The organism is Actinophytocola oryzae, assembly GCF_004364325.1.
Taxonomy (GTDB): Bacteria; Actinomycetota; Actinomycetes; order Mycobacteriales; family Pseudonocardiaceae; genus Actinophytocola; species Actinophytocola oryzae.
The window spans coordinates 76,482-103,070 of sequence record NZ_SOCP01000015.1 but is presented as its reverse complement, the minus strand read 5'-3'; the positions used below and the strand labels follow the sequence as shown (position 1 = coordinate 103,070).

30 protein-coding genes are annotated in these 26,589 nt (G+C 71.7%); 11 read left to right on the top strand and 19 right to left on the bottom strand.

The genetic code is table 11. The annotated features are described in order from the left end of the window. Positions 1-58 precede the first annotated feature (58 nt). Both CLV71_RS33275 and CLV71_RS33270 read left to right on the top strand, forming a co-directional pair. Complete coding sequence (locus CLV71_RS33275) at positions 59-1,780, top strand: ABC transporter ATP-binding protein (RefSeq protein ID WP_208297870.1); 1,722 nt, start codon at positions 59-61, stop codon at positions 1,778-1,780. Then, a complete protein-coding gene (locus CLV71_RS33270; RefSeq protein WP_133906855.1) occupies positions 1,773-3,518 on the top strand; it encodes an ABC transporter ATP-binding protein in 1,746 nt (581 codons plus the stop codon). The genes CLV71_RS33275 and CLV71_RS33270 overlap by 8 nt, the downstream gene beginning before the upstream one ends. A 1-nt stretch (position 3,519) precedes the next feature. On the opposite strand, the gene CLV71_RS33265 is transcribed toward CLV71_RS33270, so the two are convergent. From CLV71_RS33265 to CLV71_RS33255, 3 genes are all read right to left on the bottom strand, one after another. Further along, entirely contained in the window at positions 3,520-4,467 is a 948-nt protein-coding gene (locus CLV71_RS33265; protein ID WP_133906854.1) for an SDR family NAD(P)-dependent oxidoreductase, read from the bottom strand. 64 nt (positions 4,468-4,531) lie between these two features. Continuing rightward, positions 4,532-4,744: a cold-shock protein gene (locus tag CLV71_RS33260; protein WP_133906853.1), complete on the bottom strand. Its 213-nt coding sequence runs from the start codon at positions 4,742-4,744 to the stop codon at positions 4,532-4,534. A 207-nt stretch (positions 4,745-4,951) separates the two neighbouring features. Next, positions 4,952-5,569 (bottom strand): TetR/AcrR family transcriptional regulator, encoded by a 618-nt coding sequence (locus CLV71_RS33255; RefSeq protein ID WP_133906852.1) that lies wholly within the window; start codon positions 5,567-5,569, stop codon positions 4,952-4,954. A 96-nt stretch (positions 5,570-5,665) separates the two neighbouring features. On the opposite strand from CLV71_RS33255, the gene CLV71_RS33250 reads away from it, so the two are divergent. Further along, positions 5,666-6,805 (top strand): FAD-dependent oxidoreductase, encoded by a 1,140-nt coding sequence (locus tag CLV71_RS33250; RefSeq protein WP_133906851.1) that lies wholly within the window; start codon positions 5,666-5,668, stop codon positions 6,803-6,805. Here CLV71_RS33250 and CLV71_RS33245 read toward each other — a convergent pair. After that, a complete protein-coding gene (locus tag CLV71_RS33245; RefSeq protein ID WP_133906850.1) occupies positions 6,772-7,737 on the bottom strand; it encodes a helix-turn-helix transcriptional regulator in 966 nt (321 codons plus the stop codon). The two genes, CLV71_RS33250 and CLV71_RS33245, sit on opposite strands and share 34 nt — an antisense overlap. A gap of 86 nt (positions 7,738-7,823) precedes the next feature. On the opposite strand from CLV71_RS33245, the gene CLV71_RS33240 reads away from it, so the two are divergent. Then, positions 7,824-8,249, top strand: coding sequence for a VOC family protein (locus CLV71_RS33240; protein ID WP_133906849.1), 426 nt, complete (start codon positions 7,824-7,826; stop codon positions 8,247-8,249). On the opposite strand, the gene CLV71_RS33235 is transcribed toward CLV71_RS33240, so the two are convergent. The 5 genes from CLV71_RS33235 to CLV71_RS33220 all read right to left on the bottom strand — a co-directional run bounded on the left by CLV71_RS33235 (position 8,250) and on the right by CLV71_RS33220 (position 11,716). After that, positions 8,250-8,516 (bottom strand): M20/M25/M40 family metallo-hydrolase, encoded by a 267-nt coding sequence (locus CLV71_RS33235; RefSeq protein WP_166664363.1) that lies wholly within the window; start codon positions 8,514-8,516, stop codon positions 8,250-8,252. Beyond that, positions 8,422-8,733: a hypothetical protein gene (locus tag CLV71_RS48075; protein WP_166664355.1), complete on the bottom strand. Its 312-nt coding sequence runs from the start codon at positions 8,731-8,733 to the stop codon at positions 8,422-8,424. The genes CLV71_RS33235 and CLV71_RS48075 overlap by 95 nt, the downstream gene beginning before the upstream one ends. A 577-nt stretch (positions 8,734-9,310) precedes the next feature. Next, positions 9,311-9,505, bottom strand: a complete 195-nt coding sequence (locus CLV71_RS33230; RefSeq protein ID WP_133906847.1) for a hypothetical protein — start codon at positions 9,503-9,505, stop codon at positions 9,311-9,313. A gap of 92 nt (positions 9,506-9,597) precedes the next feature. Next, a complete protein-coding gene (locus CLV71_RS33225; RefSeq protein ID WP_243866913.1) occupies positions 9,598-11,292 on the bottom strand; it encodes a putative bifunctional diguanylate cyclase/phosphodiesterase in 1,695 nt (564 codons plus the stop codon). A gap of 64 nt (positions 11,293-11,356) precedes the next feature. Next, positions 11,357-11,716 (bottom strand): hypothetical protein, encoded by a 360-nt coding sequence (locus CLV71_RS33220; protein ID WP_133906846.1) that lies wholly within the window; start codon positions 11,714-11,716, stop codon positions 11,357-11,359. Positions 11,717-11,797: 81 nt separating this feature from the next. On the opposite strand from CLV71_RS33220, the gene CLV71_RS33215 reads away from it, so the two are divergent. Then, the gene (locus CLV71_RS33215; RefSeq protein WP_243866911.1) at positions 11,798-12,574 is read left to right on the top strand and encodes a glycerophosphodiester phosphodiesterase family protein; all 777 of its coding nucleotides are present in this window, start codon (positions 11,798-11,800) and stop codon (positions 12,572-12,574) included. 2 nt (positions 12,575-12,576) lie between these two features. Here the strand turns inward: CLV71_RS33215 and CLV71_RS33210 are convergent, their stop codons facing one another. Together CLV71_RS33210 and CLV71_RS33205 are read right to left on the bottom strand one after the other, a co-directional pair. After that, a complete protein-coding gene (locus CLV71_RS33210; protein ID WP_133906844.1) occupies positions 12,577-13,305 on the bottom strand; it encodes a hypothetical protein in 729 nt (242 codons plus the stop codon). Beyond that, entirely contained in the window at positions 13,302-13,799 is a 498-nt protein-coding gene (locus CLV71_RS33205; protein WP_279588773.1) for an RNA polymerase sigma factor, read from the bottom strand. Before CLV71_RS33205 ends, CLV71_RS33210 begins: the two co-directional genes overlap by 4 nt. A gap of 229 nt (positions 13,800-14,028) precedes the next feature. Here CLV71_RS33205 and CLV71_RS33200 point away from each other — a divergent pair, with 229 nt between their 5' ends. After that, the gene (locus CLV71_RS33200; RefSeq protein ID WP_133906842.1) at positions 14,029-14,697 is read left to right on the top strand and encodes a hypothetical protein; all 669 of its coding nucleotides are present in this window, start codon (positions 14,029-14,031) and stop codon (positions 14,695-14,697) included. Positions 14,698-14,820: 123 nt separating this feature from the next. Further along, a complete protein-coding gene (locus CLV71_RS33195) occupies positions 14,821-16,251 on the top strand; it encodes an MFS transporter (protein ID WP_133906841.1) in 1,431 nt (476 codons plus the stop codon). Here the strand turns inward: CLV71_RS33195 and CLV71_RS33190 are convergent. From CLV71_RS33190 to CLV71_RS33160, 7 genes are all read right to left on the bottom strand, one after another. Further along, on the bottom strand, positions 16,248-16,862 hold the full coding sequence (locus tag CLV71_RS33190; protein WP_133906840.1) for a GyrI-like domain-containing protein: 615 nt from the start codon (positions 16,860-16,862) through the stop codon (positions 16,248-16,250). The two genes, CLV71_RS33195 and CLV71_RS33190, sit on opposite strands and share 4 nt — an antisense overlap. Then, positions 16,859-17,374 (bottom strand): PadR family transcriptional regulator, encoded by a 516-nt coding sequence (locus CLV71_RS33185; protein ID WP_243866909.1) that lies wholly within the window; start codon positions 17,372-17,374, stop codon positions 16,859-16,861. Before CLV71_RS33185 ends, CLV71_RS33190 begins: the two co-directional genes overlap by 4 nt. 63 nt (positions 17,375-17,437) lie before the next feature. Continuing rightward, positions 17,438-18,670, bottom strand: a complete 1,233-nt coding sequence (locus CLV71_RS33180; RefSeq protein WP_133906839.1) for a hypothetical protein — start codon at positions 18,668-18,670, stop codon at positions 17,438-17,440. 15 nt (positions 18,671-18,685) lie between these two features. Then, complete coding sequence (locus tag CLV71_RS33175) at positions 18,686-19,009, bottom strand: NmrA family NAD(P)-binding protein (RefSeq protein ID WP_133906838.1); 324 nt, start codon at positions 19,007-19,009, stop codon at positions 18,686-18,688. Between the two features lie 67 nt (positions 19,010-19,076). Further along, the gene (locus tag CLV71_RS48805) at positions 19,077-20,306 is read right to left on the bottom strand and encodes a TetR/AcrR family transcriptional regulator (protein WP_208297869.1); all 1,230 of its coding nucleotides are present in this window, start codon (positions 20,304-20,306) and stop codon (positions 19,077-19,079) included. A gap of 20 nt (positions 20,307-20,326) precedes the next feature. Then, positions 20,327-21,091: an ABC transporter permease gene (locus tag CLV71_RS33165; protein WP_133906837.1), complete on the bottom strand. Its 765-nt coding sequence runs from the start codon at positions 21,089-21,091 to the stop codon at positions 20,327-20,329. Then, a complete protein-coding gene (locus CLV71_RS33160; RefSeq protein ID WP_133906836.1) occupies positions 21,088-21,987 on the bottom strand; it encodes an ABC transporter ATP-binding protein in 900 nt (299 codons plus the stop codon). The genes CLV71_RS33165 and CLV71_RS33160 overlap by 4 nt, the downstream gene beginning before the upstream one ends. An 89-nt stretch (positions 21,988-22,076) precedes the next feature. On the opposite strand from CLV71_RS33160, the gene CLV71_RS33155 reads away from it, so the two are divergent. Both CLV71_RS33155 and CLV71_RS33150 read left to right on the top strand, forming a co-directional pair. Continuing rightward, the gene (locus tag CLV71_RS33155; protein ID WP_133906835.1) at positions 22,077-23,159 is read left to right on the top strand and encodes a sensor histidine kinase; all 1,083 of its coding nucleotides are present in this window, start codon (positions 22,077-22,079) and stop codon (positions 23,157-23,159) included. A 1-nt stretch (position 23,160) separates the two neighbouring features. Further along, the gene (locus CLV71_RS33150) at positions 23,161-23,799 is read left to right on the top strand and encodes a response regulator (protein ID WP_133906834.1); all 639 of its coding nucleotides are present in this window, start codon (positions 23,161-23,163) and stop codon (positions 23,797-23,799) included. Position 23,800: 1 nt separating this feature from the next. Here CLV71_RS33150 and CLV71_RS33145 read toward each other — a convergent pair whose 3' ends face one another. Next, positions 23,801-24,427 carry a hypothetical protein gene (locus tag CLV71_RS33145; RefSeq protein WP_133906833.1) on the bottom strand — a complete coding sequence of 209 codons (627 nt, stop codon included), beginning with the start codon at positions 24,425-24,427 and terminating at the stop codon, positions 23,801-23,803. Positions 24,428-24,752: 325 nt separating this feature from the next. Between CLV71_RS33145 and CLV71_RS33140 the strand changes: the two genes are divergently transcribed. Then, on the top strand, positions 24,753-25,406 hold the full coding sequence (locus CLV71_RS33140) for a hypothetical protein (RefSeq protein WP_133906832.1): 654 nt from the start codon (positions 24,753-24,755) through the stop codon (positions 25,404-25,406). A 79-nt stretch (positions 25,407-25,485) separates the two neighbouring features. Further along, the gene (locus CLV71_RS33135; RefSeq protein WP_166664362.1) at positions 25,486-26,568 is read left to right on the top strand and encodes a helix-turn-helix domain-containing protein; all 1,083 of its coding nucleotides are present in this window, start codon (positions 25,486-25,488) and stop codon (positions 26,566-26,568) included. Positions 26,569-26,589: the final 21 nt, after the last annotated feature.

Sequence of the window (26,589 nt, the reverse complement as noted above, 5' to 3'; positions counted from 1 at the left end):
GCCACGAGCTTGACGGGTGGCCCGAAAATCGGTGACGTGCCTGCCTAGGGTGGGAGACATGCGCCTGCAGGTTCCCTACGCCGATCCGGGCGTGCCCGACGCACGCGGCCCGCTGCGGTTCCTGTGGTGGCTGGTCCGGTGCCAGCGGTGGCGGGTGGCGCGCGGCGCGGCACTGTCGATCACGTGGATGGTGCTGCTGATGCTGCCGCCGTACCTGATGGCCCGCGCCATCGACGACGGTCTGCGGGCCCGTGACCTGGGGGCGCTCGGGGTATGGGTGGCGGTGCTGGCGGTGACGGGGGCGGCGAACTCGCTGATCGGCATCACCCGGCACCGCACGATGACGTTCATCCGCACCGACGCCAGCTACCGCACGGTGCAGGTGGTCATCCGGCACGCGGTGCGGGTCGGTGCGGAGTTGCCGAGGCGGGTCAGCTCCGGTGAGGTGGTGAGTATCGGTGCCGCGGATCTCGACCGGATCGCCCGCACCATGACTTCCACCGGCCCCGGGGTGGGGGCGGCGGTGACCTATGTGGCGGTGGCGGTCCTGCTGGTGGGGATCTCGCCGCTGTTGGCGACGGTGGTGCTGGTCGGGGTGCCGCTGCTGGTCGTGGCGGTGGGGCCGTTGCTCAACCGGCTGCGCAGCACCGAGTCCACCTACCGGGAGCGGCAGGGCAGTCTGACCGCCCGTGCCGGGGACATCGTGGCGGGGTTGCGGGTGTTGTGCGGGATCGGCGGCAAGGACATGTTCGCGGACCGGTATCGGCGCGGGTCGCAGGACCTGCGGGTCGAGGGCTACCGGGTGGGGGCGGTGTCGAGCTGGATCCAGGGTGTCGCGGTCGGGTTGCCGAGTCTGTTCCTCGCCGCCGTCACCTGGCTCGCGGCGCGGATGACGGCGGCGGGGGAGATCACCGTCGGGGAGATGGTCGCGGTGTACGGGTATGTCGCGGTGCTCGCCACTCCGGTGTTCTTCCTGATCGAGGGCGCCCAGGACATCAGCCGTGGTGTGGTGGCCGCCCGTCGGGTCACCACCGTCCTCGCGATCGAGCCCGCGGTGGCGGACACCCCGACCGCGTCGGCGCCGCCGGGGCCCGCGGCACTGTACGACCCGGACAGCGGGTTGACCGTGTGGCCGGGTGAGCTGCTCGCGGTCGCGGCGGCGACCCCGGTGGAGGCCACCGACCTGGTCGACCGGCTCGGCCGCTACACCGACTCGGCCGTCACCTGGGGCGACACCCCGCTCTCGGCGGTGCCGCTGTCGGCGGTGCGGGACCGGATCCTGGTCGCCGACAACGACGCCTACCTGTTCGCGGGCCCGCTGCGGGAGGCGGTGTCGCCCCGGGACCGCCGTGACGACGACGCCGTGTGGGCCGCGATCCACGTCGCCATGGCGCAGGACATCGTGGACGCGCTCCCGCACGGCCTGTCCTCGCTCGTGGAGGCGCAGGGCCGGTCGGTGTCCGGTGGTCAACGCCAACGGCTGCGGCTGGTGCGGGCGCTGCTCGCGGACCCGGAGGTGTTGTTGCTGGTGGAGCCGACATCGGCGGTGGACGCGCACACCGAGTCGGTGATCGCCGAACGGCTCGTCAAGGCCCGCGGTGGCCGTACGACCGTACTGGTGGCGACGTCGCCGCTGCTGCTGGACCGGGCCGACCGGGTCGCCTACCTCGTCGACGGGCGGGTCGTGGCGACCGGGACGCACACCGACCTGCTCGCGACCCAGCCCGGGTACCGGACGCTGGCGTTCCGGGGAAGCGACGAGGAGCTCGTCAGTGACTGACACCGAGTGGCGGCTGCCCGTCGCCGACGCCAGAGGGGTGCGCCGCGCGGCCCGCGACATCGTCCGCGTCGATCCCGGCGCCACCGCGCTCGTGGTCGTCGCGACCTGTCTGGCGTCACTGGCAGGGCTGGGCGCGCCGTGGCTGATCGGCCGGATCGTCAACAACGTCGAGTCCGGCACCCCCGACACGTCGACCGTCGACCTGCTCGCCGTCGCGATCGTCGCGTTCGCCGTGGCGCACATGGTGCTCACCCGCTTCGCCCACTACTTCGCCTACCGGTTCGCCGAGCGGTCCCTGGCGAGGTTGCGGGAGGAGTTCGTCGACCGCACCCTCGCGCTGCCGACGTCGGTGGTGGAGCGTGCCGGTACGGGTGACCTGATGTCACGCACCACCGCCGACGTCGCCACGGTCGGGGGCGCGCTGCGTGACGCCGTGCCCGAGGTGTTCATGGGCACCCTGCAGACCGTCCTCATCCTCGGCGCGATGCTGCTGGTCAGCCCGCCGCTCGCGGTGTGCGCGATGGTGTCGGTGTCGGGGCTGTGGTTCGCGGCCCGCTGGTATCTCAAGCGCGCCAGGACCGCCTACCTCGCCGAAGGCGCCGCCACCTCCGACCTGTCCGAGTCGATCGCCGCGACCGTGGACGGTGCCCGCACCATCGAGGCGTTCGACCTCGGCGCGCGCCGTGTCGCCGACGGCGACGCCCGGGTCGGCGAGGGCTTCCTGACCAGGGTGCGGACCCTGTTCCTGCGGTGTGTCCTGTTCCCGGCGGTGGACTTCGCGTCGATCGCGGCGATGGTCGCGGTGCTCCTCGCCGGCGGTGTGCTGTATGTGCGGGACCTGGTCAGTCTCGGTGCGGTGATCTCGGCCGGCCTGTACGCGATGCAGCTGATCAACCCGGTCAACCAGGTTCTCATGTGGATGGAGCAGGTGCAGCGCAGCGGCGCCTCACTCGCGCGGCTCAAGGGCCTCGGCGAGGTCGCACCCGCCGCTGTCGGCGCCGAGGCACCCCGCGACGACCGGCTCGAGGTCACCGGGGTGCGGTACGCCTACAGCGGTGACCGGGACGTGCTGCACGGCGTCGACCTGTCGGTGCGGCCGGGGGAGCGGTTGGCGATCGTCGGGCCCTCCGGCGCGGGCAAGTCCACCCTCGGGCGGCTGCTCGCCGGCGTCGACGTCCCCCGCGCGGGACGGATCACCGTCGGCGGCACCCCGGTGGCGTTGCTGTCGCCCGAGGAGCTGCGCCGCCGGATCGTGCTGGTCACCCAGGAACACCACGTGTTCCTCGGCACCGTCCGCGACAACCTCGCGATCGCCGCCCCCCACGCCCGCGACGACGAGATTCTCGCCGCGCTCGCCGCGGTGGACGCGACCTGGGTGCGGGACCTGCCCCAGGGGCTGGACACCGAGCTGGGCGCCAACGCCATGACGCTGGACGCGCCGCAGGCCCAGCAGCTCGCGCTCGCCCGCGTCGTGCTGGCCGACCCGCACACGGTGATCCTCGACGAGGCCACCGCGTTGCTCGACCCCGCGACGGCCCGTCACGCCGAGCGGGCGATGGCCGCCGTCCTCGCGGGCCGCACCGTCATCGCGATCGCCCACCGCCTGCACACCGCCCACTACGCCGACCGGGTAGCGGTCATGGCCGAGGGGCGCATCACCGAGCTGGGCAGCCACACCGAGCTGGTCGCCGAGGGCGGCGAGTACGCCGCGCTGTGGCACCACTGGCACGGCGACTGAGTCACGCGAACGCGTTCTCCCCGGTCAGCTCCGCCGACATCGCCCACAGGCGGGCGGCCTGCGCCGGGTCGGTGGCGTGGTCACGGACCCCGTGCATGGGGTCGTCGGGCCGGGCGGGCTCGGCGATCTCGCAGTCCTCCAGGTAGACCCCGCCCATGCCGGCGAGCTGCGGGGACGTCGCCGCCCACACCTGGGTCGCCGCGCCCTCGCCGACGGTCTTCCAGTCGCCGACGATGTTGCCCTCGGCGTCGACCATGCCCCGCTCCCGCATGTCGTCGGTGTCGACGTGGCGCAGCAGCGCGGTCCTGATGCGGCCCGGGTGCAGCGCGAACGCCCGGACCCGGGCCTCGGCGAGCGCGTCGAGGTGCACGGCGAACAGCACGTTCGCGGTCTTGGCCTGCCCGTAGGCGAGCCAGCGGTCGTAGCCGTCGGCGAACCACGGGTCGTCCCAGCGGATCCCCGAGAAGTTGTGGCCCCGGGAGGACACCATCACCACCCGCGCCCCGTCCGCGACGGCCGGCCACAACCGGTTGACCAGCGCGAAGTGCCCCAGGTGGTTGATCGCGAACTGGGCCTCCCACCCGGGCCCGACCCGGGTCTGCGGCATGGCCATGACCCCGGCGCTGGCGATCACGACGTCGATGCGCCGGTCCGTGGCGAGGAACCGGTCGGCGAAGGCGCGGACACTATCGAGGTCACCGAGGTCCAGCTCGTCGACCTCGACACCGTCGATGCCGGCCAGCGCCTCCGCCGCGTTCGCCGGCCGCCGCGCCGGGACGACGACCCGCGCGCCCGCGGCGGCCAGTACCCGGGTGGTCTCCAGGCCGATGCCGGAGTAGCCGCCCGTCACCAGCGCGAGTTTGCCCGTCAGGTCGACGCCCGCGGCGACCTCGGCCGCGGTCGAGTGGTACCCGAACCCGGAACCGATCTTGTGCTGTGGAGTGGTCATACACCGACGCTATGACCTGGAGCGCACACCACCTCAACTCGGCGTGACGGCCTTCACCGCCGCGTCACTCCTCCACGCGGACCTTGTCGGCCTGTGCCCCCTTGTCGCCCTGGACGACTTCGAAGCTGACCCGCTGGGCTTCCCTGAGGGACTTGAACCCGTTGGACTCGATCGCGCGGAAGTGCACGAACAGGTCGCCACCGGAGTCCGGGGTGAGGAAGCCGTAGCCCTTCTCGTCGTTGAACCACTTCACGACGCCGTTCTGCCGCTCGGCCATGTCCGCTCCAGGATCCTGTCTCGTCGGTGGCCGAAAGTGGCCCGTGGGAAAGTCTTGTCCACCCGTGGCCGGGCCGCCGCCCCACCGACGCGATGTTCACCCGAAGGAGGTGCGTCGGCATTGGCGTGGCGCCCCTCGTCGAGCTGGGCTACCGTGATCAACTTCCGGGTACCGCACCACCCGGCGCCCGTTGACATGTCGCTATGTCTACTTGTCGACGGCTGGTCCGGCGAGGCCGTGCAGCAGCAGCGACGTCAGCGTGTCCACGACCTCCTCGTCGCTGTAGGCGGTGTCGTCGCTGGTCAGGACCGCGTAGCCGAGCATGCTGACCATCCCGCCGAACGCCGCCGCCACCAGCGTCGGGTCACCCGGCAGCGTGTCGCCCCGGTCGCGCAGGAACTCCAGGTGTCTGCGGATCTCGTCGGTCTGGCTCGTCAGGGCCTGCCACGCCCGGCCGCGACCGGGGTTGTCGGCGATCATCGACTGCATCTGCGCCACGATCACCGGCAGGTGCTCGTGGAAGACCTGCCAGCTCAGCCCGACGTGGTCACGCAGCTGCGCGCGGTCGGTCAGGTCGTGGTCGTCCGGATGCGACCAGCCCTCCACCTCGGAGTCCGCGCGGTCGTCGATGTCGGCCAGCAGTGACTGCAGCAACGCCTCCTTGCTGGGGAAGTGGTCGTAGAACGAGCCCGTCGACCGGCCCGCCTCCGAGGTGATGTCGGTGATCTTCGTGTTCAGGTAGCCGCGGTCGGCGAACAGCCTGCGTGCCGCGTCCTTCAGCGCCTGCTGTGTCTCGGCGGCCCTCGCCCTGCGCACACCACCCATGCGAACTCCCTTGTTGACACGCTCTCGTCCAGCACATCATACTGAACCAGATTTCACTGAATATAGATTCACCGAACGATGATTCAGGAGGATGACATGCAGGTCACCATCGCCGGGGGAGGCGTCGCCGGAAGCGTCAGCGCCATCGCCCTACGCCGCATCGGCGCCGACGTCACCGTCTACGAGGCCTACCCCGACCCGGCCGCGGCCCTCGGCGGGTTCGTCAGCATCGCCAACAACGGCATGCGCGCCCTCGCCGCCGTCGACTGCCTCGACGCCGTACAGGCGTATGGCGCCGACATCCCACTCCAGCGGATCTGGTCCAGCACCGGCCGACTGCTCGCCGAGAACCTCCGCGGACGCAGGTCGATCGACCCGATCCACAGCATCACCATCCCGCGCGCCGACCTCGTCCGAGTCCTGCGCGACGCCGCCGTCCGCGCAGGCGCCCAGATCGTCACCGGCCGACGCGTCGTCGACGCCACCCAAACCGGGGACCGCGTCCACGCCACCCTCGACGACGGCGCCACAGTCGACTCGGACCTGCTCGTCGGCGCCGACGGCATCTGGTCCACCGTCCGCGGCGTCCTCGACACCGACGCACCCCGCCCCGCCTACTCCGGCATCTACACCGTCTTCGGCCACAGCAGTACCCCCACCGAACCCGGCGTCTTCAACATGGTCATGGGACGCGGGGGAGCGTTCCTCTTCGGCGCGGGCGAGGACACCACCTGGTGGGCCGCGCAGGTCATCGACCCGAACCCCGACCTCGACGCCGTCGACCTCGACACCCTGCGCGACCGCTACCGCCACGAGCCCCAGGCCCTCGCCTTCCTCGCCGACGTCACCGACATGCGCCGACCCACCCGCGACCACGTCGTCGCCCCCGTACCCCGGTGGCGCAGCGACCGCATCGTGCTCGTCGGCGACGCCGCCCACCCCGTCGGCGCAGGCCAGGGCGCGTCGATGGCCATGGAGGACGTCATCGTGCTGGCACAACGCCTCGCCACCGAACCCGTCCCCACCGCACTCGCCTCCTACGAGGACGCCCGCCGCGCCCGCATCACCAGGATGCTCAAGGTGGGCAAGGACAACCGGGCCCACAAGAAGGCCGTCGGACCCGTCCGCAGGCGCGTCACCGACGCCGTCATGACCTTCGGCCTCAAACACTTCTACGAGAAGGCCACCGGCTGGCTCTACGCCTACGACGTGGGCGAGCTGCCCGTCCGCGCGTAACGCGCCACCAGCTCCGCACCCAGGCGCGCCAGCTCGGCCTCGACGGCGGGGGAGTCCACGACCTCCAACAGCCCACCCCACCCGGCGAGCGGCTGGGCCACCATCAGCGGCGTCGGCGCCCCCACCCGCACCCGCACCCGGCCGTCGTCGAGCGTGCCGAGCACCTCGCAGTGCCGACCGAACCGGTCGACCAGCACCCCCACGAACCGGGCCGCCACCAACACCGTGACGAACACCCCCGACCGGCGTTCCTCGACCTCGGCCACCACCCGGTCCCAGACCTCGGACAGGTCGAACCCGGCAGGCCGCTCGAACCCCTCACCGGTCACCGCGGGGTCGGCAATACGATCGACCCGGAACGTGCGCTGCCCGCTGTTCGTGCCGGCGACCAGGTACCAGACGTCGTCCTTGTCGACCAGCCCCCACGGCTCCACCACCCGCTCCCCGCGGTCCCCGCCACGACTCGCGTACCCGAACCGCATCTTCCGGCGCCCCACCACCGCCTGCTGCAGCAACTCCAAGGCGCCCGACCGGACCCTCGTGCGCTCACCCCAACGCGCCGAATCGATCACCACGGCGGACGCGGCGGCCTCGGCGTCGGCGCGGAAGGTGTCGGGCAGGGCACGGACCAGCTTGCGCAGGGCCGCCTTCGCGTCGGGAGCGACAGCCGCGGCCGGACCCACCAGCAGGAACAACTCCTGCGCTTCGACCCACGACAACCCGGACAAGTCGGTGCGGGCGCCGCCGACCAACGACCAGCCACCGCCACGCCCCGGCTGCGGGTACACCGGGATACCGGCGGCCGACAACGCCTCGAGGTCCCGTCGCGCCGTCGCCACCGAAACCTCCAACTCCCCGGCGACCTCCGCAGCCGTCACCCGACCACGCGACTGCATCAACAGGAGAGTGGCCACCAGCCGATCGGCACGCATGACCCGAAGTCTGCCGCACAAAGTGCTCAGACGGTGCGCACTTTCGGCGGGAGAGTAAGCACAGACCTCCCGGAAAGGACCACGACATGTTCCGCGGCTTCGCCACCATCAACCACTTCGCCGACGACATGACCGCCGCCGAAACCTGGTACACCCGGGTACTGGGCACCCCGCCGTACTTCCGGCGCGACGCCGACGGCCGACCCGCCTACCTCGAATACCGCATCGGCGACTACCAGGCCGAGCTGGGGATCATCGACAGCCGCTTCGCCCCGCACGACACCACACCCGGCGCCGGCGTGATCATGCACTGGCACGTCGACGACCTCGACACCACTCTCGCACGCCTGATCTCGATGGGCGCCAAGGAGTTGCAGGGCATCACACCACGAGGGGAGGGTTTCGCCACCGCCTCGGTCGTCGACCCGTTCGGCAACGTCATCGGCATCATGAGCAACCCGCACTACCTGGAGGTCCTCGCCACCACCCAACCGCAGCCGGTCGGACAGTGATCAGGTGCGAGGGAGCAGACCGAACACCGCTCCCGGCAGAGCGGCGAGGAACCGCGTCGCCTCGCCGAGAGCGGTCAACGACACACGTTCGATCGGCTGATGCATCAGGGACTCCGCACCCGGGCCGAACAGAATGGTCGGCAAGTTGCGAGGAGGCGACAGCACGGACGCGTCACTGAAGTAGGCGACCCCCCGCAACGGCCGAGCCGAACCGAACGTCCGCGTCGCCGCGACCTGCGCCGCGGCGACGAGCGATGGTGTTGACACTGGCAGTCGGTGAACCCAGCAGGGGATGCCGCGGTTCGGTCGAGGAGAACACGTCGAGCGTCAACAGCCGAGCCATCGCCACGATGGCCTTCACACCCAACGCCGGGCGGACATTGGGCCGGCCCGGCGTTGGGTCCGACATGGCCACCGACAGATTCTCGCTGGGGGTACGGACAAGCCGCTGCGCGAGAGAAACCACCTCGTGGTCCGGGTTCATCCTGCTATTCCACACCCGTCGGAGGGGAGCCGTTCGAACGTCTTACTTAACATAATGTAGATTATCGAACTTTCGCGGAGGGCCGAGATGGCAGCGGTCGAGGTTCACCGAGACACCTCGAGGCGGCGAAATCTCAGGAGGATGCTTCTGGGCGAACCGTATGCGGCCCGACTCTCGCCATCGAGCCACTCGACAGCCCTCGGCGGACCAAGAGTCGGCGCCTGGGAAAACCGCGCGAACCCCGGCCTCGTTCCCGAGACAAACGTCCGACGAGCGCGTCCGACTCTCCGGGCGCCCTGGAGGCGACGGGTCGTCAAGCAGGTCACCAGGCTGCATCGGTGGGACTCTCACTCAGGCTCGACACCCCAGGTTGTGCACAGGCGATCCTGAGGAGTCGATCGCGTCGGTGGGCGTCGCTAGGCTGGATTCCGGGGGCCGGAGGCCGCCCACGCAACTCCCCTGCCGTTCCCCTGACCCCGACACTCTTTCGTCACGTGACGATATGGACGGCAGGGCGCCGGAGGCAGACGACAAGGCACGAACGAACACCGACGAGAACGAGAACACCAGCGCAGAACTACGCGGCCTGCGGCATCGTCGCGGCTTCGACCAGGACGCGTTCCACCCTGGCGATCAGCGACGCCCTGCGCAGGCACCACACCCTGAACGCGCGCCGGTCCCCGTTGTCCAGCGCCGCGTCGATCTGTGCGTCGGTGTTGACGATGCAGATCTGTAGCCCGCTGATCTCCGCCGTTGGGTTCGAGTTGGACATAGCGCACCACCGCCCACGAAAGGGATCTCCCACGACCCAGACGGATCGTTCCTTATGTGTACCGGGCGGTACTTGAGCGACGGTCGAGGATGTCAAGGAGTGTTCTCGGACAGCCGCCCCAGCTCCACGCCGTCGCTGTCCCCCCGCATCAGCCTCGGGCGCCGCATCCACGTGCCGTGCGGCCGGGACAACAGCTCCCGCAGCGGCTCCGGTTTCCCGAGGTGGAAACCCTGCGCCACCCGCACCCCGAGACGCTTGAGCGCGTCGACCTGACTGGCCCGCTCCACCCACTCGGCGACGACCGACACCCCCAAACCGCGGGCGATGTCGACGATGCCCTGCACCAGCACGGTGTCGCGGCTGCCGTAGTCGATGGCGCGGACGAACTCGCCGTCGATCTTCACGCCGGTGATCGGGAGCTGTTTGAGGTGCACGAACGAGCCGAAACCCGCCCCGAAGTCGTCCAGGGAGATGCGGCAGCCGCTGGCACGCAGTTGCTGGGCGAGCATGCGGGCCGCGGTCAGGTTCGTCACCGCGGCGGTCTCGGTGATCTCGAAACCCAACCGGCCCGGCGCGACACCGGCGGCGCCGATGCGGTCCAGGACGAAGTCCCCGAAGTCCTCGTCCTCCAGGGTGCGGCCCGACACGTTCACGTTGAACCGCAGGCCCGGGTACGGGTGCGCGACCAGCGCGTCGATCGCCGTGCCCGCTACCCACCGGTCGATCTCCAGGACGAGGCCGCTGCGTTCGGCCGCGGGCAGGAACTCGCCCGGTCCGAGACGCGGTTCGTGGCCGTCTTCCAGCCGCAGCAGCAGTTCGTGCCCGACGACGCGGTTGCTGCCGAGCTTGACCATCGGCATGGCGTGCAGTGCCAGGCCGTCGCCGGCGAGTGCGTTGCGCAGGCGGTCCAGGACCGTGACACGCAGCGCGGTGTCGGCGTAGTGGCCCTGTTCGTAGACGGTGACGCGGTTGCGGCCCGCGTCCTTGGACGCGTAGAGCGCGAGGTCGGCGTTGGCGAGCACGGCCTGCCAGCCGTCGCCGGAGCGGAACCCGGCCACGCCGCCGCTGACGGTGATGCGGGTGGTGCCGACACCGCCGGTGACCGGGATCGCGGCGACGGCGTTGCGCAGGCGGTCGGCGATCCGCACCGCGGCGGCCTCGTCGGTGCCGGACAGGACGACGGCGAACTCGTCGCCGCCGAGGCGGCCGAGGATGTGGCTGTTGCCGAGGCGGTCGCGCAGGACGTTGGCGAGGGTGCACATGACGCGGTCGCCGACGGGGTGGCCGCGCAGGTCGTTGATGTCCTTGAAGTTGTCCAGGTCGAGCAGCAGCAGCGCGCCGTCGCGGCCGAGGGCGAGTTGGCGTTCGAGCTCCCTGGTGAGGGCGCGGCGGTTGAGCAGCCCGGTCAGCGGGTCCTCGTCGGCCATCCGGATGAGGGCCTTCTGCCATTCGTCGCGTTCGGCAGGCCCCACACCGCGTTCACGCCATCGGGTCACGTCCATCACCCGGTAGAGGTAACCCTCGTTGAGGGGGTCGCAGCGGACCTCGAGCCACGTGTGGCGGTCCTCCCCCGTTCGCACGGACAGCACCAGGCCGGGGTGGGGGCCTTCGGAGGCGCCCGCGAGCAGGGCGGGCAGTGATCGGCCCGCGCACTGCCGGGGTTCGAGTTCAAGCAGGTCAGCCATGGCGCGGTTCACCCAGCGGACCTGGCAGCGTTCGTCGGTGACCGCCAGGGCTGTGTCGGCTGTGTCCAGCACCTCACCCATTGAGGTGCCGTCGATGTCCATTTCGGGTGCCTTTGGTCGTCCTGCTTGGCGTGTGCGCGCACGAAGCGTAGTCGACCGGGTGGGTTCAGCGCAGCCGCTCCAGGCCATGTGCGTTCTTGACGACCGCGTCGGCGAGGGACCGCAGCTCGGCGGGGCTCGCGCCGTCGTTGGCGGCGGTCATGACGTCCTCGGCGGCGCACCTCAGTTGGAACAGCCGGTCCTGCAGGTCGGCGAGCTCGGCCGCGGACAGCACGACGGCGTCCTCCGGCAGCCCGCCGCGCTGGACCGCGGAGCGGCGCTCGTAGGCGCGCTGGCGGCAGGACTGGGAGCAGTACCGGCGGGGCCGGCCGACTTTGCCGGCCTTGCTGTCCTCCGGCAGCCGCTGGCCGCACCAGCCACAGTGGCGGGTCTCGGTGCGGGTCTTGACGCGTTCTGGGGTGATCACCTCTCGAACCTCATGTCTGCGACGCTATCCGGACACTGTGCGTGTACCGGAGAGCCACGCCGTTGGGCCACACTGGACAGTGTGCATGACCACGCGTTCCTCTCCGGCCCGTATCCGCGTGCGTTCGTCCACCGCGGCTGGCACTACGAGGATCTCGAGGGGATGGAGAACTCGCTGTCGGCGTTCCGGCGTGCCGTGGCCGAGGGCTACCACTACCTGGAGACCGACGTGCACGCGACCTCGGACGGGGTGGTCGTGGTGCACCACGACGCGGTGCTCGACCGTACGACCGACCTGTCCGGGGTGATCGCGGCGCTGCCGTGGCAGGTCGTGCGTACCGCGAAGATCGGCGGTCGGGAGCCGGTGAGCCGGCTGGAGGACGTGCTGGAGGAGCTGCCGGACGCGTTGTTCAACATCGACGTCAAGGCCGAGGCCGCGATCCAGCCGCTGGTGGACGTGCTGCGGCGGGCGAACGCGTTCGGGCGGGTGTGTGTGGCGTCGTTCTCCGAGGCGCGGCTGGCGCGGGTGCGGCGCAGCGCCGGTGACGGGTTGCTGACGTCGATGGGGACGCGGGCGATCGCGCGGCTGTGGGCGTCGGGCCGGCTGCCCGGGTTGCCGTGGGCGCGGGGACTGCAGCGGATCGCGCAGGTCCCCGTCCGGCAGGGCGGGTTGACGGTGGTGGACCGGCGGCTGGTCGCGGCCGCGCGCAGGCGGGGCATCGAGGTGCACGTGTGGACCGTCGACGAGCCCGGCCAGATGCAAGAGCTGATCGACCTGGGGGTGGACGGGCTGATGACCGACCGGCCCGGCGTGTTGCGGGAGGTCCTGCGGGAGCGGGGCCTGTGGGCGGCCGTCTGAGGTCACGGCCGCAGTGACTCGGCGACCTCGATCGCCTGTGGTGCGGTGAGGTCGCCCTCCACGCGGTAGGTGATGCCGTCGTGTTCCCAGATCAGGGTGCTGCCGGCGACGCGGGCGCTCGCCTGGCGCATGACGCCGTCGCGGCCGGTGTAGAGGACGGGGTGCGGGCGGTTCACCCACACGGCCGGGTCGCCGGACACGGTGACGTGGACGATGTCCTCGGCGCGGGTGAACTTGCCGAACATGGTGGCGAGGCCGCCGTCGAACTGGTCGACACGGACCTCGCCGTGCGCGCCGAACGCCATCGACACGACGCGGGCGTCGTCGACCACCCGCACCAGTGTCGGTGGCCCCAGGGTGGCGGGCAGGCGCAGCGGGAACTCGGCGTCGCGGCGGGCCTGGGCCAGGGACACGTCGTGCTCGCCGGGCAGCAGCGGGTCGGCCCACGGCGGGGGGCTCGTGGGGGCGGGTTCGTTGACGTAAAACTCCACGCCGCCGATCCGGAAGAAGTCGTAGACGGCCGCGCGGACCGTCGGGGACAGCGTCATCGCGGTGGCCAGAGCGACGACGGCGGCGAGGACGGCCGCGGCGATGCGGTGCACGGTGGCGGGCTGCCAGCGGGGTTCGTCGTCGAGGCGGGCGAGGACCGCGTCGGTGAGGTCCGGGGGGTCGGGGACGTCGAGGCGGGCGCCCAGGGCACGCAGCGCGGTCTCGAGCTGGTCGTCGTTCACCGGGCCACCTCCTCGGCCAGCTGTTCTGGCAGTGCGCGGCGCAGTTTCACCAGCGCGCGGGACAGCCGCGACTTCACCGAGCCGCGCGGCCACGCCAGCACCTGCGCGGTCTCGGCCTCGGACAGGTCCAGGAAGTAGCGGCAGGTCAGCACGAGCCGGTCGCGGTGGGACATGGACTCGATCGCGGCCAGCAGGACCGCGGCCGTGTCGGCGGAGACCGCGGACTGCTCCGGTGAGGGCGTCAGGTCGGGTTCGTCCTGGCGGAGGGCGACCCGCAGCTCCAGCGACGTGCGGCGCAGCCACGACCGGTGCAGGTTGCGGGTCTCGTTCGCGACGATCCGCAGCAGCCAGGGCCGAAACGGTGCCCCAGGGCGGAACGTGTCCAGGGCGCGGTAGGCCTTCACGAACGCCTCCTGCGTCACGTCCTCGGCGTCGGCGCCCGCACCGAGCAGGTAGGCGGTGCGGTGTGCGAGCGCGCGGTAGCGGGCGACCAGGAACGCGTAGGCGTCCCGGTCACCTGACCGTGCCCGTTCGAGGGCCTCGTCCTCCGTGATGATGTCCGCTCCGCTCGGCCGAACTACCCCTGGCTACACCGCCGGAACCAGATCGGTTCCACCGGTGTAGTCAGGGCATGAACGGAGCTTGCGGAGCGAGTCATCGATGTTCGGGGCGGCACCTCGACTGCGGAGGGCGCCGGTGTAGCGGAGCGGTCGGGGTGCCGTCATGAGAAGAATCCTCGTGGTGGCGTTGACCGTGCTCGGCGCCGGGTTGCTGCCGGCCACGCCCGCGTCCGCGGGCAACTGGGAGGAGACGCTGCTGGACCCGCCGCCTGCGCGGATCGAGGCAGGCGTCACCTACACGTTCGGGTACTGGGTCCTCCAGCACGGCTCCTACCCGTACCAGGGCGGTGACCTCGGGCCGACGGCGCTGCGGGCCTCCGACGGGAAGGGCACCATCATCGACTTCACGGGTGTCGCGACCGCGACGGCCGGGCACTACTCGGCCGAGGTCCTGTTCCCGCACGACGGCGAGTGGTCCATCGGCTCGCAGCACGAGGTGCTCATGCCCGACCCGCTCGTCGCCACGGTCACCGTGCCGGGCGCGGCGAGGATCGAGCCGAGCAGCACGCAGTCGCGCGCCCCCTACGAGTGGGGTGCCGTGCACCCGTCGTTCCCGCCGCCCGGTCCGGACGCGGCGACCGGGGCCGTCCCCGGGGCCGCGCCGCCCGCGGTGACCAGGCCGTCGGAGACGGCCCAGGACGTGGCGCCCCGGAGCAACGCGGTCGCCGAACCGCCCGGCACGGACCTGCCGGTGTGGCTGGTGCTCGCGGGCGGACTCGCGACCATCGCGCTCGCGGTGTTCCTGGCACGCCGCCACCGGAGGACCAACTAGGCCCGCATGGGCACTGTTTCGCATCAGCTGGGCCCCGACGATCACCAGTGTTCACCCTCCCCCGGTAGGGTCCGCGCGTGCTGGCTCGAACTGCCGGCCCGGACAGCGTGGCGCGGAGGATCAATGAGCGTGGTGGACGACGGCCGCGAGACGGTGCCCAGCGCCCCGGACCGCAAACGCGAACAGCGCGGCTGGGTCTGGTACGACTGGGCGAACTCGGTGTTCCCGACCTCGGTGATCACCGTGTTCGGGTCGCTGTACCTGACGGCGGTCGCCGCGCAGGCCGCGATGGCCGACACGGCGACCAACGGCACCAACCCGTGCCCGGACGACGGTGACGGCGGCACCAACAAGCTGGTGGACTGCCAGATCGGCATCGTCGGCCTGCACTTCCAGGCCGGTTCGCTGTGGGGCTACCTGCTCGCGGTCGCCACGGTCGTGCAGGTGCTGATCGTGCCGGTGCTCGGCGCCATCGCCGACCGCACCCAGAACAAGAAGCGGATGCTCGCGATCTCCGCGTTCGGCGGCGCGACGGCCACACTGCTGATGTCGCTGGTCAGCGGCACGAACTGGCAGCTCGGCGTCGTCCTGTTCATCCTGGGCAACATCGGCTACGGCACCTCGGTGGTGATCTACTACTCGTTCATCCCGGAGATCGCGACCGCCGACGAACGCGACGCGCTGTCCACCCGCGGTTGGGCGTTCGGGTACCTGGGCAGCGGGGCGGCGCTGCTGCTGCAGCTGGTGATCTACCTCGCGCACGACGCGCTCGGCCTGTCGGAGGGCGGCGCCGCGCAGATCGCGTTCCTGACCTCCGGGCTCTGGTGGGCGGCGTTCACGCTGATCCCGTTGCGGCGGCTGAAGGACCACCAGCGCCCGCACGGCGGCGAGCACGGCGTCGGCGGGGTGATCACGGGCGGGTTCCGGGAGCTGGGCAACACCCTCAAGCTGGCTCGCGCCTACCCGCTGACGCTGGCGTTCCTGGGCACCTACCTGATCTACACCGACGGCATCTCGACCGTGGCGAACGTGTCGGCGCAGTACGGGTCCGAGGAGCTGAACTTCGAGGACACCGTCCTGATCACGACCATCCTGATCGTCCAGTTCGTGGCGTTCGCCGGCGGTGTGCTGCACGGCATCGCGGCCCGGCGCTTCGGCGCGAAACGCACGATCATGATGAGCCTCGGCGTGTGGGTGGTGGTGATCGCGGCGGCGTACTTCGTGCAGGCCGGGCAGGCGATCCAGTTCTACCTGCTCGCCGGCGGCATCGGGCTCGTGCTGGGCGGCACGAACGCGTTGTCGCGGTCGCTGTTCAGCCAGATGATGCCGCCGGGCAAGGAAGCCCAGTACTTCTCGATCTACGAGATCGGCGAGCGCGCCACCTCGTGGATGGGGCCCCTGCTGTTCGCGGCGGTCGCGGGCGCGACCGGCTCCTACCGGCCGGCGATCATCTCCCTGGTGGTGTTCTTCTTCGTCGGGCTGACGTTGATGTTCTTCGTCCCGGTCCGCCGCGCCATCCAGGCGGTCGGCAACCCGGAACCGGCGATCCTCTAGGCGGTCGCGACGGGCTGGCGGATCACCGTCCGCAGCTTGTCCGCCGCGACCCTGCGGGGGTCGCCGAGGTAGATCTCGTGGTGGTGGCCGGTCATGGTCAGGTCGTTGGCGGGCAGGTAGTCGTCGTGCAGGGCCGCCAGCAGCGGGGTCTCGTCGTCGTAGGAGCCGACGTGCAGGACCTGCGCGCTGGTGGCCTCGTTCAGGGTCTCGTGGCGGACGCGTGTGATCGCGGGGAGCTTCTTCTTCGCGAACGCGGTGTCCGTCGCGGCCGTGATGTCGTCCTGCGTCAGCCACGGCGGCTGGCTGATCAGCATGCGCCAGTGCCACGCGTGCTTGGCGCGGGTGGTGAACACCTCCGGGGTCGGCGACCACCACAGGCCCTCCAGTGGGCCCACCACGAAGTCCCGGCCGGCCTGTCTGCTCGTGAACTTCGCGGTGTAGGCCACCGCGTACAGGGCCTGGACCGCGTCGGCGTAGTCCTCGGAGGTGTTGGGGTCGCCGACCCCGTCGACCGCGACGAACTGCTGGCGCGGCACCTCGACCAGTTGCCAGTCGCGGTTCCTCGGCGCGTACAGCGACCTCAGCTCGCGTTTCACGTCGTAGGGGGTCACAGTTCTCCTCGGTAGGCGGCCAGCCAGCGCTGTTCGGCTTCCAGCTGGGTCAGTGAGTAGTCGAAGATGGCGCGCACGAACGGTGGGACCCGCTCCCGGGCCGCCGCCGCACGGACCTCGGTGATCTTGTCCGCCAGCGCCTCGGCTCGTCGGGCCAGCGCGTCGTGCAGCCGCGCCGCCGGGATGGTCGGCTGGTTCGCCAGGCCGACCAGCACCGGCGGGAACACCGGCGTCAGCGTGGCGATCGTCTCCTCCGCGCCGGCCGCGCACGCCCGGAATCCCTCGGGAGTCGGGGCGTACACCTTCCGGGCCTTGCCGCGGGCGGGTTCACCCGTCTCCGCGATCAGGCCCTTCGCGCGCAGCTTCGTGAGCAGGTAGTAGATCGAGCTGAAGCCGATCTCGGTCCAGTCACGCATGCCGCGGGCGGTGATGACCTCCTCCAGCTCGTAGCCGTGGCGGGGTTTCTCCACCAGCAGGCCCAGCAGGGTCAGTTCGGCCGGAGTCAGCTCCACAGCAGCTATCCTAGTACTAGAATAGTTGGGCGACGCAACCGGCTGTCGAAGCGGCAGTGTGGGTTACCTGCCGATCAGTGCTGCCTGACGCGCCGCGATCGGGTCGCGTAGACGCAGCGTCGAACCGTCCGTGAAGTCCAGACGCAGCAACGGCTTCGGCGGCAGGCTGTGGCCCGCGTACTCCGCGGCCACCGCCCTGATCCGGGTCGCAGGCAGCTCCAGCACCGACGTCATCGGCGGGCCCGGGTCCGGCGGCGTGGCCAGCAGCTTGGTCGCCGCCACCAACGCCAGCCGCGCCCTCGTCAGCACCAGCCGCGCCACACCCCTCGTGTGGGCCAGCATGTCCGCCAGCGCCACCGCGTCCCGCCCCGCGTGGTCGGCCTGCACCCAGAACGCGATCGTCGGGTCGTCCAGCCACCCGTTCGGGTTCTGCGACGTCGGCGCCGGCCTCGGCCACCGCAGTTTCGTCAGGTTCAGCGCGGGCATCACGCCCAGCGGCGCGTGCGGCACCCGCAGCTCCCGGCCCAGCTGCACCCCCACGTACCCGTGGTTGTTCGTGCCCGCCAGCAACACCTGCTCACCTGGGCGCACCAGCCGCTCGGCCAGCTTGCGGGACTTCTCCGCCAGCTTCGCCACCCACTCCGCCCGCGCCCCCGGCCGCAGCGACGGCTCGCCGTTGGCCAGCCCGACCGCGTACTCGCACTCGTCGCGGTCGGTCATGCCCACCAGGAAGTCGATGCCGGACCGGTCCACGAGCCGCAACCGCAGCACCGGCGTGTCACCGCGGTGCGCGACCTCGAAACCGGCGATCCGCGACCTCGGGATCTCCGCGAGCGGCTCCAGCGTCGGCAGCGCGACCGGCTCGTCCTCGACGTTCGCGCCGAACCGCAGGCGGGTCTCGTTCACCTTCTCCGCCAGCTCACGGCCCAGCTTCGCGACCTTCGCGAGCAGGCTCGCACCCTGCGACGGCTCCGGCAGCGGCGCCGCGACCTCGGTGTGCAGGGCCAGGCGCTGCGGGGTGAGCGTCCACAGTCGACGACGCCCCGGCGAGCTGTCACGCACATACCGGTGCGCGAGACAGTCCCGCGCGGGCCCCCACACGATCAGATCCGGGGTTTCGTCACACGCGAGCGTGCTGGTGACGCCGGGGATGTCGACGTCGTGGGCCGTCGTGTACGCGGCCCACAGCAGACGGCCCTCGCCGGGTTGCTGCACCAGCGCGCCCGCGACGGTCGCAGGGCCGAGAGGATCGGCCAGGAAGTCGGTCGTGTTCACGCCGACGGTGCTGGATGTCACGCGCACACGATCATCCTAAGCCGTCACGGGCACCCCGCTGAACGAGCGGACGAGCCTGGTCAGCGCGTCCCGCACCGCGCCGGGACCGTCCTCGACCCGCGCGCGGCCCCTCACGAAGTAGGCACCGTCGAGCGCGGCACGCACGCTCGGCCCATCGTCCAGGTCCGTCGCCACCACCTCCGCGCCGCGGGCGGCCAGCGCCTTCGCCGCGTCCGAGCCGGGGTTGCGGGTCAGGGCGCGGACGGTGAACTCGCCTGCCGGGTCGTCGAGGATCGCGCGGGCCACGCCGCCGCCCTGCTGGCCGGTCGCACCGACCACGGCGATGATCTTCTTGGTCATCGGGGATCTCCTTTCGGGTCACCACCGAGCCAACTCCGCCGCGATTGCCGTCTCGTGCACGTCTCGTTCACGTCGCCAGGTGCGCCAGCAACCCGTCGACGACGATCTCGATGCCCAGCGTCGAACGGGTCGGGCCCGTCGGCGGCGGGAGGTCGACGCTCATCGCGACCCGGCGGGCGAACGTGCCCGCCGCCGACTGGTTGAGGACCGTGCCGTACACGTGCCCCCACAGGATCCGGTTGGCGTGGCCCACCGACTCGTCGGGCACCCCGGCCTTGTGGAACGCCACGAACACCCGCTCCGCCAACGGCATCACCGCGGGTGAGGCCAGTCCGTCCACCGCGAGCGCGATCACCGCCCACGGGTCGGCCGCCAGCACCGTGTACCCGGTGGTCGCCACGGCCAGCAGCTCGTCGCGCGGTTCCGGGGTCGGGTCGGGTACGGCGGCGGACGCGTCGGCCGCGACCGCGTCGAGCATCGCGACCACGACACCGTCGCGGTCGCCCGCCACCCGGCGCACGGCGTTGACGTCGGCTCCCAGCTCGTGGGCGACCGCGTGCACCGACACCGCGGGCAGTCCCAGGCAGCGCGCGATCCGGCGGCCCGCGCCGGCGACCTCGTCCCTCGTCGGCTCCGCCGTCTCCCGCACCGGAGCCGGTGCGGGAGACGTGGTCGCGCCGGGTTCGCCGAGACGGCTGGCCAGGCCGTCGAGCATGATCGCGAGCTTGTCGTCGAGCCAGCCCCGCCGGTCCATGCGGTCGTCTGCCGGCGCGTACAGCTCCTGCAGGCTGCGGCTGCCGCGCGCGGACTCGATCAGTCGCCTGGTGCGGCGCACACCGATCTCGGCGGCGACGGTCAGCTCGGCGGTGAAGTTCACCGCGATCATCGCGTCGCGCCGCGACATCCCCTCCGCACACAGCCGCGACACGTAGTCCGCACCCATCTCCAGTGCCGTGGGCGGCAGCGCGGGCACGGCCTGCGACGCCTCCCCCATGCCCGGGTAGCGGGTCAGGAACCGCCACACCGCGTCGGCGAACGAGGTCAGCAGCTCCCGCCACGGCTGGTCCCGGCGCGGCCACGTGAACTCCCGCATCGCGAGGTCCAGCGCCGCGAGCAGCAGATCGTCGCGGTCGTGGACGTACCGGTAGAGCGTGGAGTGGCCGACCTCCAGCCTGCGGGCGACCACCGGCATCGACAGCTGGGCCACCCCCAGCTCCAGGGCCGCGCGTGCCACGCCGTCGCGGGTCAGTGACGGTGGCCGGCCGGGGCGTCGGCCGGGCGGGGGCGCTTGAGCCACCCGGGTACGGTACCCGCAGGTCAGGCGTCGCGGCGGCGCAGTGACAGGTAACCACCCGCGAGGGCGGCAGCCACCCAGCCCAACAGCACCAGCAGCGACCCGAGCACGCCGAATGTCAGCTCGCCCATGAACCACCTCGTGCCGCCGACGCGCATCAACCCCGCGCCCGCCTGGTCGGGCAGGTACTGGGTCACCGAGCGGATCGCCGGCACGCTCGACAGTCCCTGCGAGTTCAGGAACAGCAGCGGCAGCAGGATCCCCAGCGACAACGCGGAGCTGCGCAGCACGGTCGCGACACCCATCGCGAACACGCACATCGCCGTCAGGTACACACAGGCACCCAGCACCGCCCGCGTCATCCCGGGATCGGACAGCGACACGCCGTGCTCGCCCAGGCCCCACTGGGTGGCGAAGAACGTGCCGAACGCGACCACCACCGACACCACGCCCGCGACCCCGGCCGTGACCAAGGTCTTCGCCGCGAGGAACACACCGCGGGCCGGCACCGCGACGAGCGAGGCACGCACGGTCCCGGACGAGTACTCGGCGCCGGCCACCAACACGCCGAACGCCACGAGCGCGATCTGCCCGATCACCAACGGGAAGAACGCGATCAGCGCCTCGAGATCACCCCGCCCGTCCGACGACCCGCCGCCCACCTGGAACCCCAGCAGCACACCCAGCCCGACGCACAGGACCGTGGTGGTGAACAGGCTCCACCAGGTCGACCGGACCGTGGCGACCTTGGTCCACTCCGCGCGCAGCACCCCGGCGAACGCGCTCATCGGCCGAACTCCACGTGCTCGCCGGTCAGCTGCACGAACGCCTCCTCCAGCGACGCCGACCGGGCCGCCATCTCGTGCACCACCACCCCGTGTCGCGCGACCAGCTCACCCACCTTCGTCGTGTCGGTGCCGTGGGCGGCGAGCGCGCCGTCGTCGGTGTCGGTCACCTGTATTCCCTCCGCGGTCAGCGCCTCCCGGAGCCGCGCGGGCTCCGGGGTGGCGATACGTACGTATGACTGGGTGTTGTCGGCGATGAACCGCTCGACCGTCGTGTCCGCGAGCAGCCGCCCTCGCCCGATCACCACGAGGTGCTCGGCGGTCATCGCCATCTCGCTCATCAGGTGGCTGGACACGAACACGGTCCTGCCCTCGGCGGCGAAGCCCTTCATCAGGTTGCGCAGCCAGACGATGCCCTCCGGGTCGAGGCCGTTGACCGGCTCGTCGAACAGCAGTACCGGCGGGTCGCCGAGCAGGGCGGCGGCGAGACCGAGCCGCTGGTGCATGCCCAGGGAGAACCCGGCGACCCGTTTGCGGCGCGCCCCGGTCAGGCCGGCCAGCTCGAGCACCTCGTCCACCCTGGCCGTGGGGATCCGGTTGGTCTGCGCCAGCCACCGCAGGTGGTGGTGGGCGCGGCGGCCGCCGTGCACCGACCGTGCCTCCAGCAACGCGCCCACCTGCCGCAGCGGGTCGGTGAGGCCCGCGTAGGGGCGCCCGTCGATCAGGACCCGGCCCGCGCTGGGCCGGTCCAGGCCGAGCATCATCCGCATGGTCGTCGACTTGCCCGCGCCGTTGGGGCCGAGGAACCCGGTCACCAGACCCGGTCTGACCGTGAACGACAGGTCGTCGACCGCGACGGTACGACCGTATTGTTTGCTGAGGCCTTCCACTTCGATCACACCGGCACCGTAGGAAACCGGGGGCGTCGGCCGCTGTCGTCGAAAGTCGCCCGTACTGTCGACGAAAGTCGACCCGTAGCCTTCTCGGCATGGGCCGACCTCTCGCCGTTGCCGCCGTGCTCGTGGCCAACCTCGCGGTGTTCGTCGCCGCGGCACAGGCCAACCAGGGGCCCTTCGGGATGATGACCCTGCTCGGGTACGCGCTGCTGGTGTGGACGGCCTACCTCACCGGGCTGACCCTGCCCGCACGCACCGACCTCGCGGTCGTCGTCGGCACCGCGTTCGCCGCCGCCGCGGCGCAGGTCGCCGCCCACCCGGCCGCCACACCCCAGCACGTGTCCGGGTTCGTCGTGTTCACCGTCCTGCCGGTGCTCGTCGGCCGCTACCTCGCTCAGCACCGCCGCCTCGTGCGGACCCTCGACGCGCACAACCGGGCGCTGCGGACCGAACGGGCGCTGCTCGCCGAACGCGAACAGCTGCGGGAGCGGCTGCGGATCGCCCGCGACATGCACGACTCGCTCGGCCGGCGCCTCGGTCTGGTGTCCGTGCAGGCCGCGGCCCTCGAAGTGGGTGACCTGCCGGCGCGGCAGAGCGAGGCGGTGGCGGCGCTCGCCCGAAGCGCCCGCGACGCCGTCACCGAGCTGTACCAGCTGATCGGCTCCCTGCGCGGCGCCGCCGCGGACGGGCCCGGCGCGGACCGGATCCCGGCCCTGGTCACCGAGTTCCGCGCGGCCGGGGTCGCGGTGAGCGTCACCGGCGACCCCGACGCGCCGCTGCCGGTCGCGGTGTCGCGGACCGCCTACCGGGTCGTCGAGGAGGGCCTCACCAACGCCGCCAAGCACGCCCCGGGCCGACCCGTCGCCATACACCTGACCCGCGAAACCGACGTGTTGCTGGTCACCGTGACCAACCCCGTGACCGCGGGCCCGACAGCGGGCGGCGGGTACGGGCTGGTCGGGCTCGCCGAGCGGGCCGCCGCCGCGGGCGGGTTCGTCGACCACCGCGTCGAGAACGGCGAGTTCCGGCTCGTGGCGATGCTCCCCACCGCCACACCGGACCTGCCGCCGGTACCTCGCCTCACCCGCACCCGCCTCGCGCTGCTGGGCGTCTCCACCGCCACGCTGCTGTTCGTGCTGATGCCGGTCAGCTTCGTCGTCGGGATGGGTGGCTGAGGTGCTGCGTGTCCTGGTCGCCGACGACGAACCCCTCATCACCGCGGGTATCGCCACCGTGCTCGAGTCGGCGGGCGACATCGAGGTCGTCGCCACCGCCGCCGACGGCCACACCGCCGTCACGCAGGCGTTGCGGCACCGACCGGACGTGGTGTTGCTCGACATCACCATGCCCGTCCTCGACGGGCTCGCCGCCCTGGGCGAGCTGCGCCGCCAGGTGCCCGCGGTCAAGGCGGTCATGCTGACCTCGTTCGGCACCGAACCCAACGTGCTGGCCGCCCTGCACGACGGCGCCGCCGGGTTCGTGCTCAAACACTGCGCCCCCGACGAGCTGATCCGCGCGGTCCGCGCCGCCCACACCGGCGACGCCTACCTGTCCCCCGAGGTCACCCGCCTCGTCCTCGACATGGTCACCCCCGCCGCGGGTCGCCGGCAGCGGGCCGGTGAGCGGCTCGCCGTGCTCGGCGAACGCGAGACCGAGATCGCCGGGCTGGTCGCGCAGGGACTGTCCAACGCCGAGATCGGCCGCCGCGTCCACATGAGCGAGCCGACCATCAAGACCTACGTCAGCCGCGTGCTGTCCAAACTCGGCTGCGTCAACCGGGTCGAGGTCGCGCTGCTCGTCCGCGACGCGGGCTGACTCAGGCGCCGACCCAGGTCGTGGCCACCAGCTCGCCGACGAACAACGCCCGCACCCGCCGGTCCTCGCGGTAGCCCTCCGGCCAGAACAGCCGCGCCACCCGCCAGTCCAGGTCGGTGAGCCGCGCGTGCACCTCCGCGACGTCCGCGCGCGACGGGAACCCGGCCAGGCCCACCAGCCGCCACCGCAGCCCCTCCAACACCGCGCGGATCTCGCCGATGGCACGCAGCCCGATCCGCCACCGCAGCAGCGAGTTCTCGTCGGTCTGGCGGGCCAGCGCCTGGTCGAGCACCTTGCGCACCAACCCGATCCGCACGGCCGCGAGCCGCAGCCCCACCACCTCGGGCCGGTCACCGGCCGGGCGCAGCACGGTCAGTCCCGCGGGGAGCCGCACGTCCAGGATCGCGACGCCCTCGGCGGCGACCATGCCGTGCTCGACGACCGTCGCGTCCTCGTGCACGCGTTCCGCCGGCACCGCGGCGAACCCGCCTCGCGCGGCGGCGACCAGCTCGGTGTCGTCCAGGTCCACCAGCGCCTTGCCGAGGCCCGCGGACAGCCCGGCGTGGTAGCCGGCCAGCTCACAGCCGTCGACGTGCCCGTCGGCGAACACACTCGCGAGCCCGCTCACGTCCACGACCTCCACATCGGGGAGAGGGCGGTGGCGGCGCGTCTACCGCGGGGGGCTGGTCGGAGCCGAGCCGCCACCGGTACAAGAGGACCTTCCCGTGCATACACAACCGCATCGGCGGCGCCGAGACCAGGTACTTCGACCGGCACATCCGCAGGCATCGCTGCTCCGAACAGAGGTCGGGGTCGCCGCGCGGTGCGACCAGGCTGGACCAGCGACACTAGCGAGTGGCCGACACGCCGTCCCACCTCCCCCGCCGTGACCGGATCACGCGTGAGAATCAAGTCAGTCGACTCGAAACGCGAGTGGCGGATCAAGTAGGGGGATGTCCGTGGACCGGCTGGCCGCCCTGATCGACCCGATTCCCGTACCCACGCTGGTGTCGGTGCTCTGCGAGTGGCTGCGCGACGCCCACGAGGTCGCCGCCGAGCACCAGCGGCTGCGGCTGTCCGGTCCGCGCGGCGACTGGAACAACAGCCACAGCTTCGGCACCGACCGCTACCAGTTCCTCGTCCGCACCGCCGAGTCGCTCACCGCGCAGCTGCCCGACCTGCAGGTCGAGTGGGCGTTCCAGACCGTCGCGCTGAAGCTGCCGAAGGTCGGGATCTACCAGATGCAGGTCCACGGCGGCCCCAACGGCTCACTCGCCGACGCCAGCGACCTGCGCCGCGAACTGCTCAACGGCGCCGACCACCAGGCCCTGTTCAGCCGCCCGGACGCGTTGTTCGGCGACCGGGAACGCCTCGCGCTCGTGTGGACCGGCGCCGAACAACACGGGCTCACCGGCGCCTGGATCGGCCAGGGCGAGCTGGTCGACAACCGTGTGGACTGGGACTGGTGCGACTACCTGCTCGACATGACGAACGCGACCGGCGTGCCCCGCCGGACCGGGCCGCTGGACCCCACGATCTTCGACGTGTCCGAGCCCACACTGCCGCTGCGTCCCCGTCACTCGGAAGACGGTCGCCGGTCCGGCTGAGCATCGCCCCGAAGATCACCACTCTCCGTGCTGGACCACCATGGCACGGACCACCACCCCTGTCCCGAGAGGTCCTGCCGTGCACCCGGATGCCGCCGCCGTCGCGCAGGCATTCGCGCCCGCCCGGCTCACGATGGCCCGCGAGCTCGCCGGCATGCGCAAACGCGACCTCGCCGACGCCATCGACCGCACCGCCGCCGCGGTCTCCCAGTACGAGCTGGGACAGTCGCGGCCCAGCGGCGAGACCCTGCACCGCTGCGCCGCCGCACTGGACGTGCCCGTCTCGTTCTTCACCACCGGCCGCCCGCACCTGCGGCTGGACACCGCGAGCGCGCACTTCCGGTCCCTGCGCTCCACCACCGCCCACCAGCGCCAGCAGGCACTCGCCCACGTCGAGCTGCTGTGGGAGCTGATCGACCAGCTCGACCAGGTCATCGAGCTGCCAGCGGTGGACCTGGGACCGGACGCCGCGGCAAGCGACCCCGCCGCCACCGCCGTCCTGGTCCGCGAGGCCTGGGGGGTGCCGTCCGGGCCGGTCGTGCACCTCGTGCGCACCCTCGAACGCCGGGGGATCGTGCTCACCCAGCTGCCCGGAGTGGACGCCGAGACCATCGACGCGTTCTCCGCCGCCCTCCACGGCCGACCCATGATCGTGCTGTCGCACAAGGGCAACCCGATGCGGCAGCGGTTCTCCGTCGCCCACGAGCTGGGCCACCTGCTGCTCCACCCCGAACCCGCGCCCGGCTCGCGGGTGCACGAGCGGGAGGCCAACACCTTCGCCGCCGAGCTGCTCATGCCCGCCGCCGAGATCCGCGACCGCCTCCCCACCCCCGTCGACGTCACCGCCCTCAAGGAGACCGCCGACGGCTACGGCGTGTCGGTCGCCGCGCTCGCCTACCGGGGCAAGGACCTCGGCGTCTACAGCGAGTCGACCCTGCGGCGGGTCATGGCCACCCTCACCGGACTCGGGTGGCGCACCGACGAGCCCGTCGGGTCCCGCTACCCCGGCGAACGCCCCGAGCTGCTGGTCCGCGCCGCCGAACTGGCCGCAGGGCACGGTCTGCCGCTGCCGCTGCTCGCAGCCCGCCTGCACCTGCCGCTGCCCCGACTGCGTGACCTGCTCGGCATGGCGGCCCCGCGCCCACACCTACGCCTGGTCTGAGCGCCCGTTTTGACCGTGTAG

Excerpts from the sequence above, each read along its gene's own strand:
- CLV71_RS33275 (WP_208297870.1), top strand. The coding sequence starts at position 59 with ATGCGCCTGCAGGTTCCCTACGCCGATCCGGGCGTGCCCGACGCACGC.
- CLV71_RS33265 (WP_133906854.1), bottom strand. The coding sequence starts at position 4,467 with ATGACCACTCCACAGCACAAGATCGGTTCCGGGTTCGGGTACCACTCG.
- CLV71_RS33260 (WP_133906853.1), bottom strand. The coding sequence starts at position 4,744 with ATGGCCGAGCGGCAGAACGGCGTCGTGAAGTGGTTCAACGACGAGAAG.
- CLV71_RS33255 (WP_133906852.1), bottom strand. The coding sequence starts at position 5,569 with ATGGGTGGTGTGCGCAGGGCGAGGGCCGCCGAGACACAGCAGGCGCTG.
- CLV71_RS33250 (WP_133906851.1), top strand. The coding sequence starts at position 5,666 with ATGCAGGTCACCATCGCCGGGGGAGGCGTCGCCGGAAGCGTCAGCGCC.
- CLV71_RS33245 (WP_133906850.1), bottom strand. The coding sequence starts at position 7,737 with ATGCGTGCCGATCGGCTGGTGGCCACTCTCCTGTTGATGCAGTCGCGT.
- CLV71_RS33240 (WP_133906849.1), top strand. The coding sequence starts at position 7,824 with ATGTTCCGCGGCTTCGCCACCATCAACCACTTCGCCGACGACATGACC.
- CLV71_RS48075 (WP_166664355.1), bottom strand. The coding sequence starts at position 8,733 with ATGAACCCGGACCACGAGGTGGTTTCTCTCGCGCAGCGGCTTGTCCGT.
- CLV71_RS33230 (WP_133906847.1), bottom strand. The coding sequence starts at position 9,505 with ATGTCCAACTCGAACCCAACGGCGGAGATCAGCGGGCTACAGATCTGC.
- CLV71_RS33225 (WP_243866913.1), bottom strand. The coding sequence starts at position 11,292 with ATGGACATCGACGGCACCTCAATGGGTGAGGTGCTGGACACAGCCGAC.
- CLV71_RS33200 (WP_133906842.1), top strand. The coding sequence starts at position 14,029 with ATGAGAAGAATCCTCGTGGTGGCGTTGACCGTGCTCGGCGCCGGGTTG.
- CLV71_RS33195 (WP_133906841.1), top strand. The coding sequence starts at position 14,821 with ATGAGCGTGGTGGACGACGGCCGCGAGACGGTGCCCAGCGCCCCGGAC.
- CLV71_RS33175 (WP_133906838.1), bottom strand. The coding sequence starts at position 19,009 with ATGACCAAGAAGATCATCGCCGTGGTCGGTGCGACCGGCCAGCAGGGC.
- CLV71_RS33165 (WP_133906837.1), bottom strand. The coding sequence starts at position 21,091 with ATGAGCGCGTTCGCCGGGGTGCTGCGCGCGGAGTGGACCAAGGTCGCC.
- CLV71_RS33155 (WP_133906835.1), top strand. The coding sequence starts at position 22,077 with ATGGGCCGACCTCTCGCCGTTGCCGCCGTGCTCGTGGCCAACCTCGCG.
- CLV71_RS33140 (WP_133906832.1), top strand. The coding sequence starts at position 24,753 with ATGTCCGTGGACCGGCTGGCCGCCCTGATCGACCCGATTCCCGTACCC.